The organism is Martinezella multihospitum, assembly GCF_900094585.1.
Taxonomy (GTDB): domain Bacteria; phylum Pseudomonadota; class Alphaproteobacteria; order Rhizobiales; family Rhizobiaceae; genus Rhizobium; species Rhizobium multihospitium.
In genome coordinates, this window is record NZ_FMAG01000003.1 from 533534 (window position 1) to 557956 (window position 24423).

At 61.0% G+C, this 24423-nt stretch carries 21 protein-coding genes; 13 read left to right on the forward strand and 8 right to left on the reverse strand.

Annotated elements, in window-relative coordinates; all coding sequences use genetic code 11:
• Positions 1-52: 52 nt before the first annotated feature.
• Positions 53-1240, reverse strand: a complete 1188-nt coding sequence (locus GA0061103_RS14195; RefSeq protein ID WP_092712126.1) for an efflux RND transporter periplasmic adaptor subunit — start codon at positions 1238-1240, stop codon at positions 53-55.
• Between the two features lie 171 nt (positions 1241-1411).
• Positions 1412-2224, reverse strand: a complete 813-nt coding sequence (locus tag GA0061103_RS14200) for an alpha/beta hydrolase fold domain-containing protein (RefSeq protein WP_092712128.1) — start codon at positions 2222-2224, stop codon at positions 1412-1414.
• A 234-nt stretch (positions 2225-2458) separates the two neighbouring features.
• On the opposite strand from GA0061103_RS14200, the gene GA0061103_RS14205 reads away from it, so the two are divergent.
• Positions 2459-3370 carry a LysR family transcriptional regulator gene (locus tag GA0061103_RS14205; RefSeq protein ID WP_092712130.1) on the forward strand — a complete coding sequence of 304 codons (912 nt, stop codon included), beginning with the start codon at positions 2459-2461 and terminating at the stop codon, positions 3368-3370.
• A 52-nt stretch (positions 3371-3422) separates the two neighbouring features.
• Here GA0061103_RS14205 and GA0061103_RS14210 read toward each other — a convergent pair whose 3' ends face one another.
• Positions 3423-3881, reverse strand: coding sequence for a carboxymuconolactone decarboxylase family protein (locus GA0061103_RS14210; RefSeq protein ID WP_092712132.1), 459 nt, complete (start codon positions 3879-3881; stop codon positions 3423-3425).
• 134 nt (positions 3882-4015) lie between these two features.
• Here GA0061103_RS14210 and GA0061103_RS14215 point away from each other — a divergent pair, with 134 nt between their 5' ends.
• Positions 4016-4900: a sigma-70 family RNA polymerase sigma factor gene (locus tag GA0061103_RS14215; protein ID WP_092712134.1), complete on the forward strand. Its 885-nt coding sequence runs from the start codon at positions 4016-4018 to the stop codon at positions 4898-4900.
• A 3-nt stretch (positions 4901-4903) separates the two neighbouring features.
• Here the strand turns inward: GA0061103_RS14215 and GA0061103_RS14220 are convergent, their stop codons facing one another.
• Positions 4904-5665, reverse strand: coding sequence for an AraC family transcriptional regulator (locus tag GA0061103_RS14220; RefSeq protein WP_092712136.1), 762 nt, complete (start codon positions 5663-5665; stop codon positions 4904-4906).
• A gap of 135 nt (positions 5666-5800) precedes the next feature.
• Here GA0061103_RS14220 and GA0061103_RS14225 point away from each other — a divergent pair, with 135 nt between their 5' ends.
• The 7 genes from GA0061103_RS14225 (at position 5801) to GA0061103_RS14255 (ending at position 12946) form a co-directional block, all read left to right on the forward strand.
• Positions 5801-6760 carry a DMT family transporter gene (locus GA0061103_RS14225; protein ID WP_092712138.1) on the forward strand — a complete coding sequence of 320 codons (960 nt, stop codon included), beginning with the start codon at positions 5801-5803 and terminating at the stop codon, positions 6758-6760.
• A gap of 82 nt (positions 6761-6842) precedes the next feature.
• On the forward strand, positions 6843-7565 hold the full coding sequence (locus GA0061103_RS14230; RefSeq protein WP_092712140.1) for a GntR family transcriptional regulator: 723 nt from the start codon (positions 6843-6845) through the stop codon (positions 7563-7565).
• Positions 7566-7667: 102 nt separating this feature from the next.
• Positions 7668-8948: a cysteine desulfurase-like protein gene (locus tag GA0061103_RS14235; protein ID WP_092712142.1), complete on the forward strand. Its 1281-nt coding sequence runs from the start codon at positions 7668-7670 to the stop codon at positions 8946-8948.
• Positions 8949-9119: 171 nt separating this feature from the next.
• The gene (locus tag GA0061103_RS14240; protein ID WP_092712144.1) at positions 9120-9902 is read left to right on the forward strand and encodes an HpcH/HpaI aldolase family protein; all 783 of its coding nucleotides are present in this window, start codon (positions 9120-9122) and stop codon (positions 9900-9902) included.
• 188 nt (positions 9903-10090) lie between these two features.
• On the forward strand, positions 10091-11299 hold the full coding sequence (locus GA0061103_RS14245; protein ID WP_092712145.1) for a pyridoxal phosphate-dependent aminotransferase: 1209 nt from the start codon (positions 10091-10093) through the stop codon (positions 11297-11299).
• Positions 11300-11380: 81 nt separating this feature from the next.
• Complete coding sequence (locus tag GA0061103_RS14250; protein ID WP_092712147.1) at positions 11381-12178, forward strand: ABC transporter substrate-binding protein; 798 nt, start codon at positions 11381-11383, stop codon at positions 12176-12178.
• Between the two features lie 93 nt (positions 12179-12271).
• Complete coding sequence (locus tag GA0061103_RS14255) at positions 12272-12946, forward strand: amino acid ABC transporter permease (protein ID WP_092712148.1); 675 nt, start codon at positions 12272-12274, stop codon at positions 12944-12946.
• Here GA0061103_RS14255 and GA0061103_RS14260 read toward each other — a convergent pair.
• Together GA0061103_RS14260 and GA0061103_RS14265 are read right to left on the reverse strand one after the other, a co-directional pair.
• A complete protein-coding gene (locus tag GA0061103_RS14260) occupies positions 12943-13458 on the reverse strand; it encodes a MarR family winged helix-turn-helix transcriptional regulator (protein WP_092712149.1) in 516 nt (171 codons plus the stop codon). The genes GA0061103_RS14255 and GA0061103_RS14260 overlap by 4 nt on opposite strands.
• Positions 13459-13555: 97 nt before the next feature.
• The gene (locus GA0061103_RS14265) at positions 13556-15124 is read right to left on the reverse strand and encodes a phytoene desaturase family protein (RefSeq protein ID WP_092712151.1); all 1569 of its coding nucleotides are present in this window, start codon (positions 15122-15124) and stop codon (positions 13556-13558) included.
• Positions 15125-15521: 397 nt separating this feature from the next.
• Between GA0061103_RS14265 and GA0061103_RS14270 the strand changes: the two genes are divergently transcribed.
• The 3 genes from GA0061103_RS14270 to GA0061103_RS14280 all read left to right on the forward strand — a co-directional run bounded on the left by GA0061103_RS14270 (position 15522) and on the right by GA0061103_RS14280 (position 18497).
• Positions 15522-16304 carry a cyclase family protein gene (locus tag GA0061103_RS14270; protein WP_092712805.1) on the forward strand — a complete coding sequence of 261 codons (783 nt, stop codon included), beginning with the start codon at positions 15522-15524 and terminating at the stop codon, positions 16302-16304.
• A 72-nt stretch (positions 16305-16376) separates the two neighbouring features.
• A complete protein-coding gene (locus tag GA0061103_RS14275) occupies positions 16377-17966 on the forward strand; it encodes a phytoene desaturase family protein (protein WP_092712153.1) in 1590 nt (529 codons plus the stop codon).
• 24 nt (positions 17967-17990) lie between these two features.
• Positions 17991-18497: a MarR family winged helix-turn-helix transcriptional regulator gene (locus GA0061103_RS14280; protein ID WP_092712155.1), complete on the forward strand. Its 507-nt coding sequence runs from the start codon at positions 17991-17993 to the stop codon at positions 18495-18497.
• Between the two features lie 277 nt (positions 18498-18774).
• Here the strand turns inward: GA0061103_RS14280 and GA0061103_RS14285 are convergent, their stop codons facing one another.
• Entirely contained in the window at positions 18775-20334 is a 1560-nt protein-coding gene (locus GA0061103_RS14285) for an indolepyruvate oxidoreductase subunit beta family protein (protein WP_092712157.1), read from the reverse strand.
• A 9-nt stretch (positions 20335-20343) separates the two neighbouring features.
• The gene (locus GA0061103_RS14290; protein WP_092712159.1) at positions 20344-22497 is read right to left on the reverse strand and encodes a thiamine pyrophosphate-dependent enzyme; all 2154 of its coding nucleotides are present in this window, start codon (positions 22495-22497) and stop codon (positions 20344-20346) included.
• Between the two features lie 357 nt (positions 22498-22854).
• Between GA0061103_RS14290 and GA0061103_RS14295 the strand changes: the two genes are divergently transcribed.
• Positions 22855-24390, forward strand: coding sequence for an ABC transporter substrate-binding protein (locus GA0061103_RS14295; RefSeq protein ID WP_092712161.1), 1536 nt, complete (start codon positions 22855-22857; stop codon positions 24388-24390).
• Positions 24391-24423 lie beyond the last annotated feature (33 nt).

Below are 24423 nucleotides of genomic sequence, written 5' to 3' on the forward strand. Positions count from 1 at the left end.
AAATCGAAACATTGGAACGACGACCGGAAGCTAAGCCTTCCGGTCGATTAAATTACTTGGCGGCAACCTTGTCTTCCGGCTTCGGATCGACCACGGCGCCTGGGCGAATCCGCTGCAGCCCGTTGACAACGACCTTTTCGCCGACTTTCAGGCCGTCCTCGATCACCCGCTGGCCGTCGACCAGCGAACCGAGTTGGACCTGCCGGTAATTGACCTTGTTGTCGCCATCAACCACGAAGACGAACTTCTTGTCCTGGTCGGTGCCGACTGCGCGGTCGCTGATGACCAGCTTGCTCTCGGCCTTCGGCTGGCCCATGCGGACCCGAACGAACTGGCCGGGGATGAGACGACCGCCGGGATTGTCGAACACGGCGCGAACGCTGACGGTGCCGCTTGCCGCATCGACTTCGTTGTCGATCAGCTGCAGCTTGCCCTTGATCGGCGTGCCGTCATCGCTGGCCGTACCGATCTGCACGGGGATCTGCTCGACTGGCGGAACCGCACCGTTGGTTGCGGGCAGCTCGGCAAGGGCCTGGGTGACGGTCTGCTCGTTGGCGCTGAAGCTTGCATAGATCGGATCGACCGAAACCAGCGTCGTCAACGCCGTGGAGGACGCGCCGGCAGCTACGAGGTTGCCGACGGTGACAGCAATTTTGCCGACGCGGCCGGCAATCGGGGCACGGACCTGCGTATAGTCGAGGTTCAATTGCGCCGTCTGCAAGGTTGCTTGTGCAGCCTTCAGATTGGCTTCCGCCGCAGCGTAATTGCTAGCACGCGTATCCATGTCGCTCTGCGAGATCGTCTTGTTGTCGAAGAGCTTCTGGCCGCGATCGACTTCGACCTTGGTCAGATTGAGAGTGGCTTTCGCTGCTCCAACCTGAGCCTGCGCCTGGGCGACGGCCGCCTCATAGGTCGCGGGATCGATCGTGACAAGCAGGTCGCCCTGCTTGACCAAGGCACCTTCGCGAAAATGCACAGACTGGATTGCGCCAGCGACGCGCGGTCGGATCTCGACGCGGTCGATGGCTTCAAGCCGGCCGGAAAACTCCTGCCATGACGTGACGTCGCGCGGCTCGACGGCAGCAACCGTAACGGGGATGGCCGGCGGTGCCGCCTGGCTCGCCGCCTCGGTTGCCTGAGCGCCGCGCGGCAGCTCAAGATAGAAGGCTGCGCCTGCAACAACCGCAGCAACACCCATGCCGGCGCCCCACAGGGCCCAGCTCTTACCGTTGGACTTCATGTTGGTTTCTCCTTTGGCCCCGTCTTGGGACACGGGACCGCAAATTCCTATCGTCTCAATAAAATCGGGGGCCGAAGCACCGCGCATTCGCGTGACCATCGCTCCGGTCTCATGCCTTCGACATCAGTCCGATCCCGCATTGATCCCTTGCGGACCGGATACCCTAGTCGATCAAGCCTGCACGTCTTCGACAAAGCCCTTGAAACAACAGCAGATATCCTGCTGCCACGAAGCCCTGTCCTTCGACTGCCCGCCATAGAGAGTGGGCCAGCCTGTCCCGGCGGGGAGGACTTGCTGGCGAACACGGACGCCAGCCGCTTTCAGCCGACTGCCGTATTCCATGCTCTCGTCACGGAGCGGGTCGTCCTCGGCCGTGAGCACCAATGCCGGCGCGAGGCCCGAAAGCCGCGAACAGTATCGAGGCGCTGCATAGGGGTGACAGACACCGCCCAGGAAACCCAGGTAACGGTTCCAACCCTCCGTCCAGCGCTCGCGCATGCCGCTTTCCTCCGCCTGGAGGAAAGATTTCGATCCCATGAATGGATCGAGCAAAGGCGATATCAGCACCTGTCCGTCCAACGAACCGGGCATCTGATCGCGCGCCTTTAAAGCGACGCCCGCCGCGACATTGCCACCCGATTCCTCTCCGGCGACAAACAGCAGCGATTTTTTCGCCCCACCCAGCGCAAGCATGTTCCGCTTGTTGCTGAGGTAGGCGAGAAGCCCGTAGGCGCATTCCAGCACCTTCGGAAAAGCATTCTGATTGCAACTCGTATAATCCGCTGCAACCACGATGGCGCCGGCCTCTGCGAGGCTTGCCGCCACCGGTCTCTCGGTCGCGTGGCAGGTATCGAGAAAAGCGCCTCCGTGCAGATAGAGCACGAGGGGTGCCGCCTTCTTCAAACCTTCACCGTTGTAGATCCGCGCTTCCACCGGCCCCGTAGGCACGTTTTCCAGCACAACATCTTTCCACGGCGCACTCATCGACCCAAATCCCTGTCTGTTCGAGTGAATATGATCCAATGCAGCAACCCTCTAGCATGCTTGGCAATCATATTCTCGATAATGCGGTTTTCAGCGCCCCCGTGCCGCATTGCAACAATCTTGAAAAGAACATATTGTTATTCCGCTTCGAGAATAAGTAGCCTATATTCGATCAGACTATTCACCATTACAAACAATCGACCTCTTTTCATCGTGGTCGAGGGACATCATGGAATGGACCAGTTATCAGCAATGCGGGCATTCGCGCGTGTGGTGGAGACGGGTAACTTTACCCGCGCCGCGGCCGCCCTCTCCATGCCGAAGGCGACGGTGACGACGCTCATCCAGTCGCTGGAGGCTCATCTGCATGCCAAGCTTCTGAACCGGACGACCCGGCGCGTCATGGTGACGACGGACGGCGCTCTTTATTATGAGCGCGCCATTCAGATCCTTTCGGAAATCGAGGAACTCGACGGCAGCATCAGCAATTCGCAAAGCCTGCCGAGCGGCCGCCTGCGCGTCGAAATGGCCGGCGCCTTCGCCGAGAAGATCGTCATGCCGGCGCTTTGCGACTTCCATCAGCGCTATCCGGATATCCATATCGACCTCGGCGTCGGCGACCGGTTGGTGGATTATCTGGCGGAAAATGTCGATTGCGCGCTGCGCGCCGGCATGCCGAGCGACCAGTCGCTGATCGCCCGTCGTGTCGGCGAGATCCATCTCGTCACCTGCGCCGCCCCGCTTTACATCGAAAAGCACGGCTTCCCGGAACGCCCGGAGGAACTGGAGACCAATCACTACGCGGTCAGCTATTTTCGCGCCCAAACCGGCCGCACGATTCCTTTCCTGTTCGAACACGGCAACGAGTCGCTGGAAATCACCCCGCGCTACATCCTCTCGGTCAATGACAGCCGCAGCTATCTGCAAGCAGCCATGACCGGCCTCGGCATCGCTCAAGTTCCAAGCTTCATGGCGCGGGATGCACTTGCCAAAGGCGATCTCGTGCCCATCCTCTCCAGTTGGACACGTCCGACGCTGCCCATGCATATCGTCTATCCGCCCAACCGGCATCTGAGCAACAAGGTGCGCGTTTTCGTCGACTGGCTGGCGAAACTGCTGGCCACCTCGCGGGTCGGCGAAGCTTGAGAGGCAGGCCACCTTCTCCCCGCTGGGGAGAAGGATACTTTTTTGCAACCCATCAATTCCACGAAGCACCCGCCGGCTGACGTACTGTCGAGTTCAGCCGGTTCCAGACATTGTCGATCGCAATTGCAACGATGAGGGCAGAGAGTGCCTTTTCGTCGTAGTGTCTTGCGGCCTCACTCCAGATCTCATCTGTGACGGCATCCGGCCGGTCGGCAAGCCGGGTGACCGCTTCCCCAAGCGCCAGAGCGGCGCGCTCGGCATCGGAGAAATAGGGCATTTCTCGCCAGGCGGAGACGCCAACGATACGCTCCATTGTCTCACCATCTTTCTGCAGCTTGCGAAAGCCCATGTCGGTGCAGACGCTGCAGCCATTGATCTGGCTGACGCGCAGATGCACGAGATCCATGATGTTTTCCGACAGGCCGCGGTCCTTAATCGAATTGCTGACAGCCAAAAGAGCCTGCAGCGTTTCAGGCAGGATGAGGACCGGATTCTTCATACGAGCTTGCATAATTCTTTCCTCTGGTTGTGAGAGCCCTGTTGCGGCTCATCTCCCGACGATGCACTTTCCTGCCGATCCGATGTCACACCGGCCGGATTTCGTTCGTCATGGGTTTGACGGAACAGGATGAGGAGATGTGACCGATGGACGAAAAAAAGTGGCAGGCGGAGAAATTCGAGGCGAACCGGCCGCATCTGCGCGCCGTCGCCTATCGCATGCTCGGCTCGCGCGTCGAGGCCGAAGATGCGGTCCAGGAAGCATGGCTACGCCTCGTCCGCAGCGATACGTCCGAGGTCGAAAATCTGAGCGGCTGGCTGACGACCGTAACGGCTCGCATCTGCTTGGACATGCTGCGGACCCGCAAATCCCGCCGCGAGGAACCATTGACCTTTCGCATCCCCGAGCCGGCAGTTACGCATGAGGCAGGCAACGGCACCGACCCGGAACAGGACGCCCTGCTGGCTGATTCCGTCGGCCTTGCGCTGCTGGTGGTGCTCGAAAAGCTCAATCCGGCCGAACGGCTTGCTTTTGTGCTGCATGATATGTTCGACGTTTCTTTCGATGATATCGCGCCGATAGTCGGCCGCACGACGGTCGCGACGCGCCAGCTCGCAAGCCGTGCCCGCCGCCGCGTGCAGGATACGCCGTCGGCGACGGATGCTGATCTCACACATCAGCGCCACGTCGTCGAGGCCTTCTTCACGGCCTCGCGTGACGGCGACCTGCAGGCGCTGCTTGCCGTCCTCGATCCAGAAGCCGTCTTCCGCCCGGATGCGGTTGCGGCCCGCATGGGATCTGCCGGAGAAATCCGCGGGCGCGCCGATGTTGCCAAGACCTTCCAGGGCCGCGCACGAGGAGCCCGGCTGGCCGTCATCAACGGCGCAGTCGGTGCCATCGTTGTTATCGGCGGGCAGCTGCGCATCGCCCTTCGCTGCACCCTCAATGCAGATGGTATGATCACAGTCATCGACGCGATGGCCGATCCGGAAGAACTGCGCAAGCTGGAGATCGTTTTGATCGAGCCATGAGACCTAGCGCATCTGGGTCGGGCTCGTACCGGTCAGCCGGCGGAACATGGCGATGAAGGCCGACGCATTGCTGTAGCCCAGCTGCACGGCGATCCTCTGCACGGGCTCGCCGGCCTCGATCAGCGCCAGAGCGGCAACGAGCTTCAGCCGCTGCCGCCACTCGTTGAAGGAAAGGCCGAGATCGTCCTGGCAGCGGCGCGACAGCGTGCGCTCGGTCGTCCCCATCCGGCGCGCCCACTCCGCCAGGGAATGCCGGTCGCCCGGCTCGGCCTGTAACGCACTCAGCACTGGACCTAACAACGGATCATCGGAAAGCGGCAGATAGCTCTCGCAGCGCGGCGCCAGGCGAATCTGGTCGACCAGCACATGCGCCAGCCTGAGATCCTCGGCCGTTTCCGGAATGGTGACATCCCGCGCGGCGAAATCCGCGAGGACCGCCTTCAATAGCGGGCTGATGCTGAGCGTCGAAGGCTTGTCCGGCAGATCCGCGCAGAGGGAACGCTCAACGTAGACGGTCACATAGCGCAGATCGTGCTGGTTATGGGCGCCATGCATCGTATCCGGCGGCAACCAGATGGCATAATGCGGTGGCGACAGATAACGCGCACCTTCGATATCGAACTCGCAGACACCAACCAGCGCATAATTGAGCTCGCCCCAAGGCTGGCTCTTCTTGGGAAAAACCGTACCCGCCTCATAATTCTCAGTCCGAAAGGAGATCGGGTGCGGCGGGTCGCCCTCGATGCGGGGGAGTCTGTCTGGCATGTCCTCATTTCGCTACTTCTGTCTTATTCTCGTTATATACCAATATTCGGACAAGGAGTAGAAGAACCTCACACGAGCGAACCTTCGCCCATCTTCACTTTCCATCGACGTCGAATGACCTCGGGAGACTATAACATGAGCAGCCAGCCGAACTCGTCAGCCTCCATGATCAGTGCCGCCGGACTCGCGCCGCTGCTGACGGTGCTCATCTGGTCCGGCAACACCGTCGTCACCAAGGCATCGGCCGGCGTGATTTCGCCGGGCTCCATCTCCTTTTATCGCTGGCTGCTCGCCTTCATCGTGCTCCTGCCCTTCGTCGGCCGCTCCGCATGGCGCAACCGCGCGCTGCTGCGCGAGCACTGGCTGAAACTCGCCATCCTCGGCGCGCTCGGCATGGTGATCTACCAAAGCCTCGCCTATGAGGCAGCCAAGACCACCTCGGCCGTCAACATGGGTGTCATGCTCGCTTTGATGCCGTTGCTGTCGACCTTGCTCGCGGGCCTGCTGGCAGGTGAACGGCTTACGATCGCCAGCCTGGCCGGCGGCGCGATTTCGTTGATCGGGCTTGTCTATCTGACGTCGCGGGGCAATCCGATGATACTTGTGAACGGCGGCTTTCACATCGGCGACGGCCTGATGATCATCGCCGTCCTGGCAAATGCACTTTATGGCGTCATGCTGAGACGCTGGGCGATGCCGCTTTCGCTGTGGCAACAGCTCTTCTGGCAGATCGGCTTTTCCACCCTCTTGCTGATCCCGGTCTTCCTGGCAGGCGAAATTTCGCCGGTTACCACGGCAAACCTGCCGCTGATCCTCTATGCGGCAATCCCGACCTCGCTGATCGCCCCCTTCTGCTGGATGATCGGTATCCACAAACTCGGCGCGGGCCGCGCCTCGCTGCTCATCAATCTCCTGCCCATCATCGTTGCGGCGCTCGCTTGGGCACTGCTGGGAGAACAGCTGCATTCCTATCATGCGATCGGCGGCGCGCTTGCCCTCGTCGGCGTCGGCGTCGGCTTACGCAAGGCTCCGGCAAAAAACGATCAAACATCCGCCGCAACCGATGAGCCGGAGTGGGAAGCCGAAGAGGCCTGAGCGCCGCTCCGAGAGGCCCTTTCCTTTCGCCCGCCCTTCGTTCTACCATGAACGAGTCCTGCGAAGCGAAAAGGAAGCGAGCGTGCGCATAGCCCTGGAACCGGTGTCCTCCAGAACGACGATCCAGGAGAGCGTCTATCAGCAGCTCCGAAATGCGCTGATGGCTGGCAATTTCGATCCCGGCCAGACGCTGACCATCGCCTCGCTCGCCGAAACCTTCGGCACCAGCAACATGCCGGTGCGCGAAGCCTTGCGTAGGCTTGCCGCCGAAAACGCGCTTGAGGTCGCCGCCAACGGCTCGGCCCGCATCCCCATCGTCACGCTCGCCCGCCTCGACGACCTCTGCCGCGCCCGCATCGCCGTGGAAGGGCTCGCCGCCGAGCTCGGCATACCGAACCTCACCCCGACCGACATCGCGACGCTGGAGCGCATCGCCGGCGAGCAGCATGTGATCGGCCTCGGCGCCAATGTCTACGACCTGATGGCCAAGAACCAGCAGTTCCACTTCACCATCTATCGCGCCTCCGGTTCCGAGGTGCTGCTGCAGCTCATCGAGACGCTGTGGCTGCGCTTCGGCCCTTATATGCGCATGCTCTCCGCCTCCGTCGAACCTTTGATGCGCAGCGGCGAACTAGACCCAGCCGGCGAGCATGTTGCCATCGTCAAGGCACTGAAGACAGGAGACTTCACAGCCGCCCGCGATGGTGTCGTCGCCGATATCAGACGCACCCATGAAATCCTGCAGGATTATTGCCCGGCCACGCAGGATGAGCCGCGCAAGGGCTCCGGCTCCGGCCGCCGCTAAGCATCCCGAAAGAGATCCAGAAATTTGGTTGAACCTTAAAGTATTTTGTGATCAAATGATCAAAATTGAGGTTTCAATCCCAACATCCAGAGCGAGATCCCCATGAGCTCCGCCGCTTCCGCATCGCAATTCGCCGGCCATAACAGCTTCCCGGTCGACGACGTCCGCGCCATGTTTCCGGCCATCCAGAAGGCCGGCGATTTCGTCTTTCTCGACAATGCCGGCGGCGCGCAGGTGCCGCAGACGGTGGTCGATGCGGTTGCCAACCACCTCATCGATTTCAACGTCCAGCGCATGGCGAAATACCAGCATAGCCAAGGCGTCGACCGCAATCTGGAAGAGGCGCGCGAAAGCGTCGCCATGCTGGTCAATGCCTATTGCCCGGAGGAAATCTCCTTCGGCCAGAACGCCACCTCCTTCATCCGCCTTGTCAGCCTCGGCATTGCCAAGCTGCTCGGCGAGCGCAACGAGATCGTCGTCACCGACATGGATCACGACGCCAACATCGCCACCTGGATGGCGCTGGAAGCGGACGGCGCTAAGATCGTCTGGTGGCGCATGCGCGAGGACGGCACGCTGCATGTGGAAGACCTGAAGCCGCTGCTCAACGCCAAGACCCGCCTCGTTGCCTGCACCGTCACGGCGCATTCGATCGGCACGATCGTCGATGTCGCTGCCGTTTGCAAACTGGCTCAGGCAGCCGGCGCCGAAACCTTCCTCGATTGCGTCCATTACGGCCCGCATGGCCTGATCGACGTGCAGGCCTGGGGCTGCGACTATCTCGTCTGCTCCGGCTACAAGAATTTTTCGCCGCATATGGGCTTCCTCTGGGGCCGCTACGACGCACTGGTCAAGCTTCCCACATTCAAGGAAGACTTCATTCCCGATGTCCCGCCCTACAAGATCGAGGTCGGCACCTTTACCTACGAGAACGTCGCCGGCATGAACGCGGCGGTCAAATATCTCGAAGCCCTCGGCCGCCGATTCCTGTCGAGCGGCGATCATAGCCGCCGCGAGGCGCTGGCTGCCGCCATGGGCGCGATCCGCCAATACGAGCTGATGCTGTCGCGCGAGATGATCGCGGTGCTGAAGCGCCATGGCGCCACCATCTACGGCATCTCCGACGAGAACCGCCTGGAACAGCGCGTTCCCACAATCTGCTTCAATATGCCTGGCATCACGCCGCAGGAATTTGCCGACGAGATGGGCAAGCAGCGCATCGGCCTGCGTGACGGTCACATGTTCGCACCGCGCCTGATGAAGCGCCTTGGGCTATCAATGGAAACAGGTGCCATCCGCGTGTCGCTGGTGCATTATAACAAGGTAGAAGAGATCGCGCGGTTCGACGCGGTCCTGACCGAGATCATGGCGCGGCGCAAGTAAGCCGTGCCTGTGAGCGGTGGCGGCGCCCGAACAACTCCGCCACCGCAATGCCTCCGTGCCGGCAACAGATCGGCACGGAAGCTGCCCGAAATTCAGGGCAGATTGCCGCTTCGCAGCTGTATCTTTCGGTCTATCCCTCGTTGAGGGGACCGCTGAAATAGGAGTGTGACGATGAGCGATTTCCGCCGGAACTGTATCGAGCAGAAGCTGCTCATCGGTACATTTGCGGCCATCCCGCATCCGGTCGCCATCGAAGTCACCGCCGCCTCCGGCGTCGATTTCCTCTGCATCGACTGGGAGCATTCACAGATCAGCCGCGAACGCATCGAGGATCTGATCCGCGCCGCCGACGTCCACCGCGTTCCCGCCATGGTCCGCGTCCCCGGTCATGCGGCTGAGGATATCGCGGCCGTTCTGGATGCCGGCGCCGCGGGCGTTCTCGTGCCGCGTGTTTCGACGGCGGAGCAAGCACGCGCCGCCGTCAAGGCCACACGCTATCCCCCGATCGGCGCGCGTGGCGTCGGCCCCGGCCGCGCCGCCGCCTATGGCTACCGTATTCCGGATTACCTCGCCAAGGCCAATGAGGAGCTAGTGCTCGCCATCCAGGTCGAAACGGCGGAAGGGCTTGCCAATATCGCCGAAATCGCCGCCGTCGATGGCGTCGATCTCCTCTTCATTGGCCCCGGCGATCTCTCGGTCTCGATCGATGCCATGGGACCGGCGGGCAAGGAAAAGCTCAACGCAGCGATCAGAACCGTCACCGAAACGGCCCTATCTGCCGGCCGCGCGGTCGGCATCTTCCGCCCTTCGCCCGACGATGTCGGCACATGGTCGGACGCCGGTATCAGCTTCTTCATTCTCGCGAGCGACACGATGTTTCTCGGCGCCAGTCTGGCCGCCGGCGTCGATGCCGCAAAACAGGGCAAGCATATGGCAGAGACGAAAGAAAGATAATTTCTTTCAGAGTGTTACCACTTCGAAGGGCAATGGAAAATCGAGCGGGAAGGTAGACTTTTTAAGCTTAAAATTTGTCCTTGAAATGCAGTTGTTTTTGGATAACCATTCGAAATTGAGGGGTTGCTCAAGTGAAAGCCGCCGCAGTCATTTGAACCCTCCAATGCAGAATTCCCAGGGGAAATTCCTTGTCTCTTCTACCGCAGCATAACTTGCCGAACGCGATATCGGGCCGCGACGCCCTCGAAGGCATCCGTGCCCAGATCCGCGATATGCGCACCGACAACATCGCCGTACTCGCCAAGCGCGCCCGCGAACTCGGCGGCGTCATCCCGCTCTGGTTCGGCGAAGGCGACATGGTGACGCCGGAATTCATCCGCGATGCCGCAAAGAAGACGCTCGACGACGGCGCCACCTTCTATGTTCCGAACATGCGCGGCCTCGCGACCTTGAACGAGGCGCTGTCGGACTATCAGACGCACTGGCACGGCCGCCCTATCCCGATCGAACGCACCACGGTCGCGCCCGGCGGCATGCAGGCGCTCTACATGGCGCTCGAATTGCTCGTCGATGTCGGCACCAACGTCGTCTACGTCGCGCCGCAATGGCCTAACATCCATAATGCCATCCACCTGATCGGCGGCGAGCCGCGCGCCGTGTCGCTCGATTTCGATACCGACTGGCGCCTCGACCTCGACAAGCTTTTCGCTCGCTGCGATGCCCGCACCCGCGCAATCTTCCTGTCGACGCCCTCCAACCCCACAGGCTGGACAGCATCGCGCGAGGAAATGCAGGCGCTGCTGGACTTTAGCCGCCGCACCGGCATCTGGATCATCTCCGACGAAGTCTATGCCCGCCTCTATTTCGATGGCGATATCGCGCCCTCGATCCTGCAGGTGGCCGAGGATGGTGATCGCGTCATCGCCATCAACAGCTTCTCCAAAGCCTGGGCCATGACCGGCTGGCGCGTCGGCTGGCTCACGCACCCGTCGGCCGTCGCCGACCAGCTCGGCGCGATGACGCAGTACATCAACAGCGGCACCTCGGCCATGGTTCAAGCGGGTGCTGCTGCCGCCCTGCGCGAAGGCGAGCCGCTGGTCGCGGAAATCCGCGACCGGATCAAGGCCGGCCTCGATCTGGCGTATGAGAAGCTGCCGAAGATACCGGGCATGATCCTGCCGGAAAAGCCGCGCGGCGGCATGTATGCCTTCTTCTCGCTACAGGGTGAGCCCGATGCGACGGCGCTATGTGAGCGCATCCTCGAAACGGCGCGCGTCGGCCTGGCGCCCGGATACCATTTCGGAGAGTCGTCCCGCGCATTCCTGCGCATGTGCACCTTCCGTGAAACCGAACAGATGCGTATCGCGCTCGACCGCATGGTCGATGCGATGACATGACACGGCCGCCGGTCGGGCGGACGGGGAATACCGCGGGCAAGAGGAAAAGCCCGTAGCCATAACCAGAGGGAGACTAAGAAAATGCCCATTACTCGTCGCAGTCTGCTGGTCTTAGCGACCGCCGTCGGCCTGGCCGGCGGAAGCCATTTTGCCTATGCCGCCGATGTGCTGAACGTCGGCTCCTATCCGAACAACCCGCCCTTCGAATACAAGACCGCGAACGGCGGCTTCGAAGGCTTCGAGGTCGACATCGTCAACGAGGCGGCCAAGCGCGCCGGCATGACCACGAACATCGCCGACTACGGCTTCCAGGCCCTGTTTGCCGCAACCAGCTCCAAGCGCATCGACGTGGCGATCTCGTCCATCACCATTACGCCGGAGCGCCTGAAGTCGCAGTCCTTCACGCAGCCTTACTACGATTCCGACATGGGCGTCGCCGCCAAGGAAGGCAGCAAGATCAAGGCGCTTGCCGATCTCAAGGGCACTGTCGTTGGCGTGCTGTCGGGTTCGACGGGCGAAAAATGGGTCAATGACAACAAGGCCGCTCAGGGCTTTGCCGACGTCAAGGGCTACAACTCGCAGCAGGACATGTTCCTCGATCTCGGTGCCGGCCGCATCGATGCCGTCGTCAGCGACATTCCCGGCATGCAGTATCTCTTCGTCAAGACCAAGGGCTTCGCCATCAAGGATCGTATCAAGACCGGCGAACAATACGGCCTGATGATGACCAAGGATTCGCCGCTCGTCGCCAAGATCAACGATGCGATCACGGCGATGAAGAAGGACGGCACGCTGGAAAAGATCCACGAGAAGTGGTTCGGCAGCAAGGCGCCCGCAGGCTCCTCCACCATCACCGAATTGCCGATCCCCAAGGCGTGATCAAAAGATCATCATTGAAATGAGACTACGCCGGCCTCTGCGGCCGGCGTGGATGCAGGAAACCTCGTCTTCGTTTCGCACGCGGGAGTGCCAATGTCTTTCGTCGATACCTTCCTCAATTCCGACGTCATGATCTCGGCTTTCCCGCAATTGCTGCGCGGGCTTTGGATGACCATCGCGCTCGGCGTGGTCAGCATCCTCATCGGCGTCACGGCCGGCCTCATCGTCAGCCTGATCCGCCTCTATGCCCCCAAGCCGCTGCAGCTCCTGATGATCGCATATATCGACATCATGCGCGCCATGCCGATGCTGGTCGTGCTGATCCTGATCTATTACGCGCTGCCCTTCGTCGGCATCAGCTTTTCGGCCTGGTGGTCGGCGATCCTCGGCTTTTCGATCGTACTGGCCGCCTACTCGGCCGAAGTCTTCCGCTCAGGCATCGAAAGCGTACCGCGCGGCCAGTTCGAGGCCGCCGCCGCTCTCGGCATTCCTTTCCTGATCACGCTTTACAAGGTCGTGCTGCCTCAGGCCGTCCGTATCGTCATCCCGCCGACCACGAGTAACTGCGTATCCATGTTCAAGGACACGTCGCTGGCCTCGACCGTGGCGCTGCCGGAACTGCTGAAAGAAGGGCAGAACGCGCAAGGCTTCTATGCCAACCCCTCGCCGCTGATCATGGCCGCGCTGATCTACGTCATCCTGCTCTGGCCGATGGTGCGCCTCGTCAGCGTGCTTGAGAAGAAGTTCAAGGACGAGCGCGCCCGTTAATCGAAGTCGGCACCCGAAAGATGGTTGCTGACCGATGATTTCACCGCGCCGATATCCCGCCACAACTCGCTGACGATCGCGGGCTCCACATCCGCCATCATGTCGCGCAGCCAGCCTTCATGGGCGGCGGCCATGGCGCTGAATTGGGTCTCACCCTTCGCCGTGAGCTTGGCGACCGTCACGCGCCGGTCGCCATCGGGCGTCACGCGCTGCACGAGGCCATCCGTTTCCAGCCGCTCGACAAGCCCGGTGACATTGCCGTTGGTAACCATGGTGCGCTTGGAAAGCTCTCCGAGCCGCAAGCCCTCGCGCTCACGATAGAGCTGCGCCATCAGGTCGAATTGCGGCAGGGTCGCACCGAACTCGTTGCGCAGTCGGCGGCGGATTTCCTGCGAGATCAACTTCGTGGTCGAGAGCATGCGCAACCAGAGCCGCAGCTCCAGCTTTTTGCCTTCCTGCGCTCCCTGAACGATGATCTCCAGGTCAACGGTAGCACTCTCGGACTCTGTCATGACGTCGCCTCGGCCTGTCGTTCCGCATCACTATTCTAAGCGATCTAGGGAACGATATTTGAAATGTCAAAGGTTTGGGCGTCAAGTCATGTGATTGTCACTTTGCCAGCATTTTCCCCAACATGAATCCGGAGCCGGCGCCCGTACCCGCCCCCGGCCATGTCGATGCCCCGCACATGTAGAGCGAAGCGACCGGCGTCTTGTAGCGCGAATAGCCGGCAACGGGGCGAAACAGGAAATTCTGGTCGAGGTGATGGCTGCCCGAGAGATTGTCGCCGCCGACGAGGTTCGGATTCTCGCGTTCGAGATCGACGGGCGAAAACACCGAGCGGCCCAATATCTTGCCGCGCAGGCCCGGAGCATAGCGCTCGATGATATCAAGAACACGCTCGGCATAGGCATCCCTAATCTCATCCCAGCTGGCACCGGAAATCTCGCCTGCCGCATCACCATGGAATTCCGCAGGCAGCACGCGCACCTGAATCCAGAGCACATGCTGGCCATCCGGCGCACGTGACGGATCGATCGCCGTCGGCTGCCCGACTACCAACGCAGGCTCTGCCGGCAGCAGACCGCCCATAGCCTCGGCATAGACGCGCGACATCATTTCGAGATCCGGCGCGATATGCACATAGGCGAAATTCTGCAGCGCCTTGCCCGCTGCCCAGTCCGGAAGGCCCGACAACGCCAGATGGATCATCATCGTGCCGGGACCGGCGCGGAAGCGCTCGACCTTGCCGTCGAATTCCCGGCGCGCCGGGTCCTGGTCGAGAAGCTTACCGAACAGGATCTGCGGGTGGACATTGGCGATGACGGCGCGCTTCGCCTCGTAGCGGCGCCCATCGGCAAGAACGACGCCGGTCGCCTTGCCACCCGACGTGACGATCTTGTCGACACGCGTGCCGAGCATCAGCTCGCCGCCCTTGCTCTTCAGCACGGCTACCATCGCCTTGATGATCGTATCGGCCCCGCCCTTGCCGATCACCATGCCAAACGCCTGATTGGCCATGGATTCAAGATAGGGAAACAGCGCGCCGCCCGCGACATCGGGAGCAAAGTCGAGATGCAGCCCCCAGGCCGCCATCATCGTCTTCAGCTTGGCATTCTGGAAGCGGGCATCGAGGAAATCACGCGGCGAGGCGAAGAGCATGCGCGCGGTATCATAGACCCAGCTAGTCCCCTTTTCGCGCCAAGCCTTCCAGACAACCTTGGCCGCGGCTATGGACGGCATGGGCGAGCCGAGCAGGCCGAAAATATGGGGGGCATCCGCGCCGAACTCAGAGAGCATGTTGCGCCAGGCTGCAGCATCCTGCGGCGAGATATCGGCGATGGCGCCCGCGGTCTTTTCCAGATCGGTGCTGACGCCGAGATGGGTATTGTCGCGAAAGACGCTGGCAAAGCAATCCGCAGCCGGCACAAAGCCCAGACCTTCGGCTTGCAACTCGTTCTTATACTGCGCAAGGAAAGCCGAGCCAGCAAACATCGAGAGGTTCATGGCGCAAAGATCGTGCCGGAAGCCGGGCAGCGTCACCTCACGCGTCTTGACCGCACCGCCGGCCTCCGCATTGCCCTCGATGACGGCGACTTTCCAGCCCTTGGCGGCTAAATGCACCGCCGCCGCCAGGCCGTTATGACCGGCCCCGACTATGATCGCATCATAGCTCATCGTCTGCCCCTTTTTGCTCTGCGATTATTATCATCACATGCATACATTTTGAGTTTTAAGCTTCAAGTATCTGTCAGCGCGAATTCCCCAGATATAACGCAACCGAAGATGGCATCTCGCCAAATTACCTCGAAGAATACTGTTTTACTTCAGCAGCTTACAAAGCCACTGCAGTGGTTGGATTTAGATCAAAATCGACCTCAAAAGCTCTGCCGGAATGCTTGCAATATCATATATTGTGACATAGGCTCCCCCTATTCCGCCGCCGCGCGGAGCCGGTGCCAGGAGGAAAGGCACCCCACGCCTGGCGATGCTGACTTCAAGCCTGATCCCAATCGGAAGGTCCGCCTGGCGGCTCTCCGCATGGGATCACGCGACAACAAGGGGAACCAAGCATATGACAGCTACCACACTCGCCAGCCTCGCCTCGGCCCTGCTTTCGGGCTCCGTCAAGGTCGTCGATCTCACCGCGCCGCTCGGCCCGGATACACCAGTGCTCTACCTGCCGCCACAGTTCGGCAAGAACACGCCGAACGTCAAGGTCCATACGATCTCCGAATACAACCAGGACGGCCCCTTCTGGGCCTGGAACTGGCTGGAACTCGGCGAGCACACCGGCACGCATTTCGATGCGCCCTGTCACTGGATCACCGGCAAGGACCATCCGAACAACACGACGGATACCATTCCGCCGCAGAACTTCGTGGCTCCGGTCAATGTCATCGACCGTTCCAAGGAAGCCGCCGCGAATCCCGATTATCTGCTGACGGTCGAGAGCATCAAGGAATGGGAAGCACAGAACGGCGCGATCGAAGCCGGCAGCTGGGTTCTGCTGCGCACCGATTGGTACAAGCGCAACGGCTCAACCGAGACCTTCCTGAATGCCGATGAAAACGGCCCGCATTCCCCCGGCCCGACGGCCGAGGCGATCGAGTATCTACTCACCAAGGGTATCATCGGCTGGGGTCAGGAAACGATCGGCACCGATGCCGGTTCCGCCGGCGGCATGAACCCGCCCTTCCCGGCACACAACCTGATGCACAAGGCCAACCGCTATGGCTTGGCGAGCCTTTCGAACCTCGACCAGCTTCCGGCCAAGGGCGCTGTTCTCATCGCCGCGCCGTTGAAATTCGTCAAGGGCACCGGTTCGCCGGTCCGCGCACTGGCATTGATTGCATGACAGGCTGGAAAGGCAGGAGTCTGGGGGCGGGCTCCTCCTTTCCGTTCATCTTGCTAGTGAGGGGCGGCAGCAATGGGCGATCATGACTACATCATCGTCGGCAGCGGCATAAATGCGCTGGTCGCAGCCGCCATGCTCGGCAAAAAGGGCCACAAGGTGCTCGTTCTCGAGCGCAACGACCGCATCGGCGGTTGTCTGCGCACCGAGGAAATCACCGAGCCCGGCTTCATTCACGACGTCATGGCGACGACCATGGTGCTGTTCCTCACCTCGCCGGCCTATGGCGCCATCGGCAAGGATCTGGAAGCACGGGGCCTGGCATTCGCCCACGCCGACCTTCCTACAGGCGTGCTCAGGCCCGACGGCTCGCACGTGATCTTCTCCAAGGACAGGCGGCGCAATATTGCCACCTTCGACGAACTGTCGCTCGGCGACGGGCAGACCTATTCGCGTGAGATGGATGCGCTGGGCGCCGATGCGCCATTCCTGTTTTCCCTGCTGGGCGGCGCATTGTGGTCAGGATCGACCCTCAAGACCATCGGCAAGCAGGGCTGGAACCGCGGCCTGCGCAAGCTCGCCGCCTGGTTTGGCGATGCCTTGACGCCGGCTCGCGGCTATCTCGAAACCAACTACAGGTCCGAGGATATCCATGCGCTCTGGGCGCCTTGGGTGCTGCATTGCGGCCTCGGACCCGAAAGCGCCTACTCCGGTGAAATGCTGAAGGTGATCGGCTTTGCGCTTGAGATGGGCGGAGCGCCGATCGTCAAGGGTGGCGCCGAGAAGCTGCTGACCGCCTTCGAGCGGCTGATTACCGACAATGGCGGCGAAATCCGCGTGAGCGCCGATGTCGCGGCCATCATTCCGGACACCAATCGCAGTGCCGATGGCGTGCGTCTTGCCAATGGTGAAACATTGAGGGCGAAGGCGGGGGTGATCTGCTCGGTCACGCCCAACCAGCTCTACGAGCGGCTGATGAAGGATTGGCCCGATCCGCTGCCGCCAGAGGTCAAATCGGGCGTTGCCAGCTACCGTTACGGCAAGGGCGACATGCAGATCCACTACGCGCTTTCCGAGCCGCCGCGCTGGAAGGCCAATGCCGAACTCGGCAAGGTGGCGCTGCTGCACCTGACGTCGGGCCTCGACGGTGTCTCGCGCGCCGCCAACGAATGCGAGCGCGGGCTTCTGCCGGCCGAGCCCACCGTCTGCGTCGGCCAGCCTGTCGCGCTCGATCCCAGCCGCGCGCCGGAAGGAAAATCGATCCTCTGGCTGCAGCTTCCCGAAGCGCCGCGCCATATCAAGGGCGATGCCGCAGGCGAGATCGCAACGCCGGAAGACGGCCGCTGGACGGAAGAGGTGCGCGAGCGCTATGCCGACCGCATCGAGGCGCTGCTATCGAGCCATATCGAGAACTTCTCCGGCATAAAACTGGCTCGCCGCGCCTATTCACCGGGTGATCTGGAGGCGATGAACATGAACCTTGTAGGCGGCGATCCCTATGGCGGCTATTGCGGCCTCGACCAGTATTTCATCTGGCGCCCCTTCAAGTCATCTGTTAACCACCGCACCCACATATCTGGCCTGTACCATATCGGCGCTTCGGCGCATCCCGGTCCAGGCCTCGGCGGAGGCTCCGGTTTCCTGCTCGCATCATCGCTGAAGTAACACGTTTCCTAGGGAGCATCGTCGATGGAAGAGCGGTTTTCAGGCACCGTTTTGAGGCGCAAGCGCGATGAGAACGCCAAGCGCCCGACCATGGGCGAAATCGGCCTCAATCACTTCGCGCCCTATTTGATGAACCGGCTGATGGCGCGCTGGAACGCCAACCTGTCCGAAGAGCTGCGCGAATACGATATGACGACCGCCAAGATGCGGACACTCGCCGTCCTCAGCGTCTCCTCCAGCGTCACCATCAACGAACTCTCCGTCTTCGCCGTCACCGAGCAATCGACGATGAGCCGCACGTTGGATTCCCTCGAACAGCAGGGCTACATCCGCCGCCAGCCCCGCGCCGAAGACATGCGTATCCGCGACGTCTCGATCACTGAAGAGGGCCGCGCCGCCTTCGAGAAGGTGTGGCCGACCATGTACGATCTCTTCCTGCAAATGTTCGATGGTGTGGAGGAAGCTGAGTATCGTACCTTCATCTCGACCCTGCATAAGGTGCTGCACAATATCCGCAAGCACGAGATCTGAGGCGGGCTTATCCCGCCCCCGGCGGGCGGGAAAGCAAATTCTTACATTTAGCCGCAAGGCTAAGTGTTAGAATTTGCAAGGGCGGGGGTAGGCAGGGACGCATGAATCCCCGCGACAAAGACGAACAAGAAGCGGACGCCGCTCTAGCAATTTCAATGACTTAGAAATTGCGATGAGCTTGTGAATGAGTGGCAGCGTCTGTGTCGCAATTGCTAAGCCAGTGAAATTGCTTTCTCGCCCGCCAAGGGCGAGATAAGGCCCCGCGCTCGTGGCAACCTCACAGCGTCTCCACCGTCTTCAGTGCGCCGTCCAACGCCGTGCCCTTCTCGTCCAGCAGTGCCGCCTGCCGAAGCCGCCGCATCCATGCGGCTCCGTCCTCACGATCGCGTAAAAGCGGCAAAGCCGACATGACCCGATCGAACTTGGAAAGCCCGCGCGCATGCGTATCCGAATAGCCCTTGACGAGCCGGCGGTTGCCGAGCACCTCGACGGCGAGATCGTAATTCGCGGCCAGCAGATTGCATGCCGCTGTCAGCCACGCCTCGCGATGCTGCACTTCACGCGCATGCCGCAGCGTGCCGCGACGGATGCGGCGCAGCGCCGAGACCATGTAGAGGCCAAGAAACCAGAACAGCGTTCCGGTCTGAACACGCCGCCCCTTGTTAATGAAGCGGTCGAGCCGAGCAAACAGGCGCGGCCGGTTTTCGATCCAGAGCCCCATGCCTTTCGGCATCGTACCGCAGACCTCATCCATGCGCGGATGCATATACTCGGTCATGTAGACGATCTGGTCGTCCTTGGCGCCGACCTCCTTGCGCACGCGCTCGAAGCGCGAGCCACGCACCTTCAGATCGGCGACGCGGATGACATCGTCATAGGCCATGGCGACGGCGACATATTTCGCCGCCTGCACGGTGAAAGCGAAATCCTTGTTCGCGCCACCGGCCTTGCGATCCAGCGCATGAAGCGCCGCAACGCGGCTCAGATACTCATCGGCATAGGCCGGATCCTGATAATCTGTCAGCTTCTTGGCGCCGGCAAACAATAACGGCCAGGCAACCTCCGGAAATTCGGCGCGGATGCGATGGACCAGCCGATCTAAAGCCGGGTGGCCAGCCGTCTCCGGCAGGGCATCGAAATGCTTCGGCGGCGTTGCGGAAACCGCATCGCGCGGTTTCTCCTTGACCCGGTCAAACGCGGCATTGAACGCCTTGAGGCTTGGCTCGATACCCTTGCCGCCGGCGCGGATCATCGCCTCGAAGGCCTGCTTGCCGAACGGCAGTGCACCCGAACCGGCCAAAGCGCCGAACATGGAAGCGGAAATCACGCTGCCGTTCCCGACAGCCATCGTTTCCATGTCGAAGGCGATGGTGCGCTTGGCGGCGAAATCCGTGGCATCGACCACCACCTCGGCATTGCCGATGCCATCGCCCGGCTTTTCCTTTTCCGCAACCGCAAAGGAGCGGTGCGTCGAGGCGATCAGCAGGGTCTTGTCCGGTGTGACCAGACCGCGCAGCACCGAGCGGCCAGCCTCCATCAGCTCCGCCGCCATGACGACATCGACATCACCGGGCGTCGGCATCAGTGAGAAGATCGGCGCATGACCATCCTTTGCCGGCAGCATTTCAATATAATAGATCGTCGCGCCCGTCCGCTGGGCAACGCCCGGCACGGAGGTCGTCTGCGCCATCCAGCCTTCGGCTTCGGCAAGGCCGACGATCCAGTCGGCCAGCACACCGCCGCCCTGCCCGCCCATGGCGAGAATGGCAAGCGACAGCGGCTTGTCCGTGGAAAGTCTGCTGGCGCCCAGATCACTCATGCTCACATGCTCGTTCATAGCGCCCTCTCAATCCGAAAAGACGATACGGCCGGCACGGCGGCGTGCCTGCAGCCAACCGATGACACGGGAACGCATACGGGCGACGAAGCGATCCCAACCCGTGGGGTTATGGATGATGTCGGCCCGGTAGAAGGAAGGACAGAGCACCGCGGCCTCCGAAACCTCACCGCAATTGCCGCATCCCACGCAATTATTGTCGATCGCCGCCACCGGATCGTCCTTCAGCGGATCGTCTGTATGCTTGACCGACAGCGAGGGACAGCCGGAAAGGCGGATGCAGGCGTGATCGCCAGTGCAGACGTCTTCGTCGACGCCGAAGCGCTCCTTGACCATGCGCTTGCCGTCCTTGACCGCCTTGGCGAATTGCGGCTTCACGCGGCGCTGCTTGTTGAGCATGCATTCCGAGGAGGCGACGATGATCTTCGGGCCTGGCTCCTTCGAGGTTAAAGCCTCGCGCAGCGTGTCGCGCATCTTGGCGACATCATAGGTACGGTCGATCTGGCGCACCCAGGTCGCGCCGATACCCTTGACGGCATTGACGATGGAATTGTTGGTCTTGCGGCGCGGGTTGAGCGCACGCGATGACGGTATGTCCTGCCCGCCGGTCGCCGCCGAATAATAGTTGTCGACGACGAGGATGACGCCATCCTGCTTGTTGAAGACCGCATTGCCGACCGACGTTGCAAGGCCATTGTGCCAGAAGCCGCCGTCGCCCATGACCGAGATCACGCGCTTGTCCGCCGCGACATTAAAGGCAGAGGCAGCAGCCGGCCCGAGCCCATAGCCCATGGTCGTGCTGCCAATGTTGAAGGGCGGCAGGATGGAGAAGAGGTGACAGCCGATATCACCGGAGATGTGATGCTGGCCGAGTTCGCTCTCCACCATCTTCATGGCAGCGAAGATCGGCCGCTCGGGACAGCCGATACAGAAACCGGGCGGACGCGGCGGCACGACTTCGGCGAGCGCCTTGATCTTCGGATCGTTGAGAACGGGCGACGGATCCGGCAGCGGCGGCTGGTTGCCGAGCAGCACGCGCTGATGGATCTCCAGAAAATTCTTGATGCCCTTCATCAGCACTGGCGCGGTATATTCGCCGCCCATGGGCAGCACGTCCTTGCCCGCAACCTTGGTCTGAATATCGCGGCGGCGCAGGATGGTATTCAGGGATTGCTCGATATACTCAGGCGCGCCCTCCTCCACCATCAGCACCGCCTTCTTGTTGACGCAGAATTCGGCGAGCTGATCATCAACAAGCGGATAGGCAACGTTGAGGACGTAAAGCGGCACGGCGGAATTGCCGTAGACATCGGCAAGCCCGAGCTGCTGCAGCGCGCGCATGACACCATTGTAAGCACCGCCAAGCAGGATGATGCCGACTTCGCCTTCGGACGGGCCGAAATACTCGTTGAGCTGACGCTGTTTGATGAAATTGACCGCTGCCGGCCAGCGCTTCTCCAGCTTCTCCTTCTCATGCATGAAGGAAGCTGGCGGCAGCACGATGCGGTTGACGTCGCGAACCGGATTTTCCAGCGCCTGCTTCAGCGTATAGGCCGGTCGTTTATTGTCCTTGGCGACGAACTGGCCATGCACATGACAGCTGCGGATGCCGACCTGCAGCATGACGGGCGTGTTCGACACCTCGGAAAGCTCAAAACCCTCCTCCACCGCCTGCACGATCGACGGCAGGTTCGGACGCGGATTGAGCAGCCACATCTGCGATTTCATCGCATAGGCGTGGCTGCGTTCCTGCATGATCGAGGAGCCTTCGCCGTAATCCTCGCCGATGATGATGAGCGCGCCGCCCGTCACTCCGCCCGAAGACAGATTGGAAAGCGCGTCGGAGGCGACATTGGTGCCGGCCGTCGACTTCCAGGTGACGGCGCCGCGCACCGGATACATCACGGAGGCAGACAGCATGGCGGCCGCGGCCGCTTCCGAGGCGGACGTTTCGAAATGGACGCCCAGATCCTGCATCACGTCCTTGGCGTCGGCCAACACATCCATGAGATGGGAGATCGGAGAGCCCTGATAGCCGCCGACATAGGAAACACCGGACTGCAAAAGTGCCTTGGTGATCGCGAGAATACCCTCACCGCGGAAGATGTCACCTTCCCCGAGCTTCAGATCCTCGACCTCGCGCGCAAACGATCGCTCGGCCATGACGTTACCCCTTTACCCTTGTGGGCTTGTTTTAAATCATTTGCAAAATCATATTTTGAACTTCCTTGAACTGTCAACGAACAAATATGAGATGCAGCTGAATGGATTGCCGATCCACAGTGGTGCCAGCGCATCCGTTTTCCGAGATCAGAAGCTTCGAACGGCAGCCAGCAACATAGATATATGCACACGCATGGAATTTAGGCGCAAAATAGATGCCGGATTCTTTGAAAGCACCAGAGAAAGCGCTTGCCGCTCTGAAAGACGTATTTTAAGATTAAAACATTCCGACAATAAATCGCCAGCGGCAGTCGGGCGTCATGCTTTTCTGTCGCTTAACAGGGGAACGGAGTGACCATGACTAAGCTTACTCGGCGCGAGGCACTCAGCCTCGGCGCAGCTGCATTTATTACTGGGATTTTAGCAGGCAGAACATCTGTGGAAGCTGCCGAAGCCGGCACGCTGACCATCGCCTTCAACGTCAACCTGCCATCCTTCGATCCGACGACCGGCCCATCCGCCGTCAATCCGGCGATCCAGGCGATCTATCGCTCGATCTTCGACCAGTATATCGGCCAGGGACCGGACCTGAAGTTCCAGCCGGGCCTTTTGACGGCCTGGGGCTGGAACGATGACAAGACAAAAGTCTGGATGGACGTGCGCGAAGGTGTGACCTGGCACGACGGCTCCAAGTTCACGCCTGATGATGTCGTCTGGTCGCTGGAGCGCGCCGCCAAGCAGGACACGGGCAATCCGATCCAGTTCATCTGGTCGACCGCCAACAATTACAAGGTGGAAGGCAACCGCATCACCGGCGATGTCGTCCGCTTCGAGCCAACTTTCTTCAAATGGATGGCATTCCTCACCAGCTACATCCTGCCGAAGGACTATTATACCAAGGTGGGTGCGGAAGGCTTTGAGAAGAAGCCAGTTGGCACCGGCCCCTATATGGTCGATGCCTATGAGGGCAATTCCTATCTGCGCCTGAAGGCAAACCCCAACTATTTCGGCGGCAAGCCGGCCTTCGACACAGTCATCTTCAAATTCGTGCCGGATACGACCAGCCGCGTCGCCGAGATCGAATCCGGCTCCTCCGACGTGACGCTGGAAATCCCCTACGAGGATTTCGACCGGCTGAAGAAGAAATCCGGTCTTGCGGGCGTCGCAACCCCGATCTCCGATATCGGCATGATCTTCATCAGCAATGTCGATCCGATGCTCGACAAGAATGTGCGTCTCGCCGCCAATATGGCGATCGACAAGGAAGCGATCATCAAGCGTTTGCTGCGCGGTTACGGCAACGCCCTGTCGACGCTGGAAGCGCCGGAATATGAGGCCTACGACGCGTCGGTCAAAATCCCCTACGACCCGGAACAGGCGAAGAAGCTTCTGGCCGCCAGCGGCTATTCGCCGGAAAAGCCGGTGAAATTCAGCATCAAGACCACCCGCGGCTTCAAGCCGAAGGATTACGAGATGATCCAGGCGATCGTCGGCATGTGGCGCAAGGTGGGCATCCAGGCTGACATCGAAGTCTACGAAATCGCCAAGCACTACGAGCTGCGCGCTGCCCATCAGCTTGGCCCGGCCGCCTTCTACAACTGGGGCAACGCCATCGGCGACCCGACGACCTCGACCGGTTTTGCCATGTTCGGACCCTCGCCGCACTCGGCCTGGAAGACCAAGGATGTCGACGACATGCTGGGGCCGCTCTGGGGCGAAAAGGACGAGGCAAAGCGCATTGCCGGCTGGAAGGCGGCGATCAAATATATCGCCGAGCAAGGCTATGTGATCCCGCTGCTGCAATATGCCCAGCCGATCGTCTACAAATCGAGCCTCAAGGTCACGCCGAACGTCTCCGGCGCCCTGCAGCCGACGCTGGTGTCGAAGGCTTGATACGTCGGGCTTTGAGTATGTGGCTGCCCCTCA

What these genes read in the sequence shown, in the direction of transcription:
- GA0061103_RS14195 (WP_092712126.1), bottom strand. Translation starts at nt 1,240, where the DNA reads ATGAAGTCCAACGGTAAGAGCTGGGCCCTGTGGGGCGCCGGCATGGGT.
- GA0061103_RS14200 (WP_092712128.1), bottom strand. Translation starts at nt 2,224, where the DNA reads ATGAGTGCGCCGTGGAAAGATGTTGTGCTGGAAAACGTGCCTACGGGG.
- GA0061103_RS14205 (WP_092712130.1), top strand. Translation starts at nt 2,459, where the DNA reads ATGGACCAGTTATCAGCAATGCGGGCATTCGCGCGTGTGGTGGAGACG.
- GA0061103_RS14210 (WP_092712132.1), bottom strand. Translation starts at nt 3,881, where the DNA reads ATGCAAGCTCGTATGAAGAATCCGGTCCTCATCCTGCCTGAAACGCTG.
- GA0061103_RS14215 (WP_092712134.1), top strand. Translation starts at nt 4,016, where the DNA reads ATGGACGAAAAAAAGTGGCAGGCGGAGAAATTCGAGGCGAACCGGCCG.
- GA0061103_RS14220 (WP_092712136.1), bottom strand. Translation starts at nt 5,665, where the DNA reads ATGCCAGACAGACTCCCCCGCATCGAGGGCGACCCGCCGCACCCGATC.
- GA0061103_RS14225 (WP_092712138.1), top strand. Translation starts at nt 5,801, where the DNA reads ATGAGCAGCCAGCCGAACTCGTCAGCCTCCATGATCAGTGCCGCCGGA.
- GA0061103_RS14235 (WP_092712142.1), top strand. Translation starts at nt 7,668, where the DNA reads ATGAGCTCCGCCGCTTCCGCATCGCAATTCGCCGGCCATAACAGCTTC.
- GA0061103_RS14240 (WP_092712144.1), top strand. Translation starts at nt 9,120, where the DNA reads ATGAGCGATTTCCGCCGGAACTGTATCGAGCAGAAGCTGCTCATCGGT.
- GA0061103_RS14250 (WP_092712147.1), top strand. Translation starts at nt 11,381, where the DNA reads ATGCCCATTACTCGTCGCAGTCTGCTGGTCTTAGCGACCGCCGTCGGC.
- GA0061103_RS14255 (WP_092712148.1), top strand. Translation starts at nt 12,272, where the DNA reads ATGTCTTTCGTCGATACCTTCCTCAATTCCGACGTCATGATCTCGGCT.
- GA0061103_RS14260 (WP_092712149.1), bottom strand. Translation starts at nt 13,458, where the DNA reads ATGACAGAGTCCGAGAGTGCTACCGTTGACCTGGAGATCATCGTTCAG.
- GA0061103_RS14265 (WP_092712151.1), bottom strand. Translation starts at nt 15,124, where the DNA reads ATGAGCTATGATGCGATCATAGTCGGGGCCGGTCATAACGGCCTGGCG.
- GA0061103_RS14270 (WP_092712805.1), top strand. Translation starts at nt 15,522, where the DNA reads ATGACAGCTACCACACTCGCCAGCCTCGCCTCGGCCCTGCTTTCGGGC.
- GA0061103_RS14275 (WP_092712153.1), top strand. Translation starts at nt 16,377, where the DNA reads ATGGGCGATCATGACTACATCATCGTCGGCAGCGGCATAAATGCGCTG.
- GA0061103_RS14280 (WP_092712155.1), top strand. Translation starts at nt 17,991, where the DNA reads ATGGAAGAGCGGTTTTCAGGCACCGTTTTGAGGCGCAAGCGCGATGAG.
- GA0061103_RS14285 (WP_092712157.1), bottom strand. Translation starts at nt 20,334, where the DNA reads ATGAACGAGCATGTGAGCATGAGTGATCTGGGCGCCAGCAGACTTTCC.
- GA0061103_RS14290 (WP_092712159.1), bottom strand. Translation starts at nt 22,497, where the DNA reads ATGGCCGAGCGATCGTTTGCGCGCGAGGTCGAGGATCTGAAGCTCGGG.
- GA0061103_RS14295 (WP_092712161.1), top strand. Translation starts at nt 22,855, where the DNA reads ATGACTAAGCTTACTCGGCGCGAGGCACTCAGCCTCGGCGCAGCTGCA.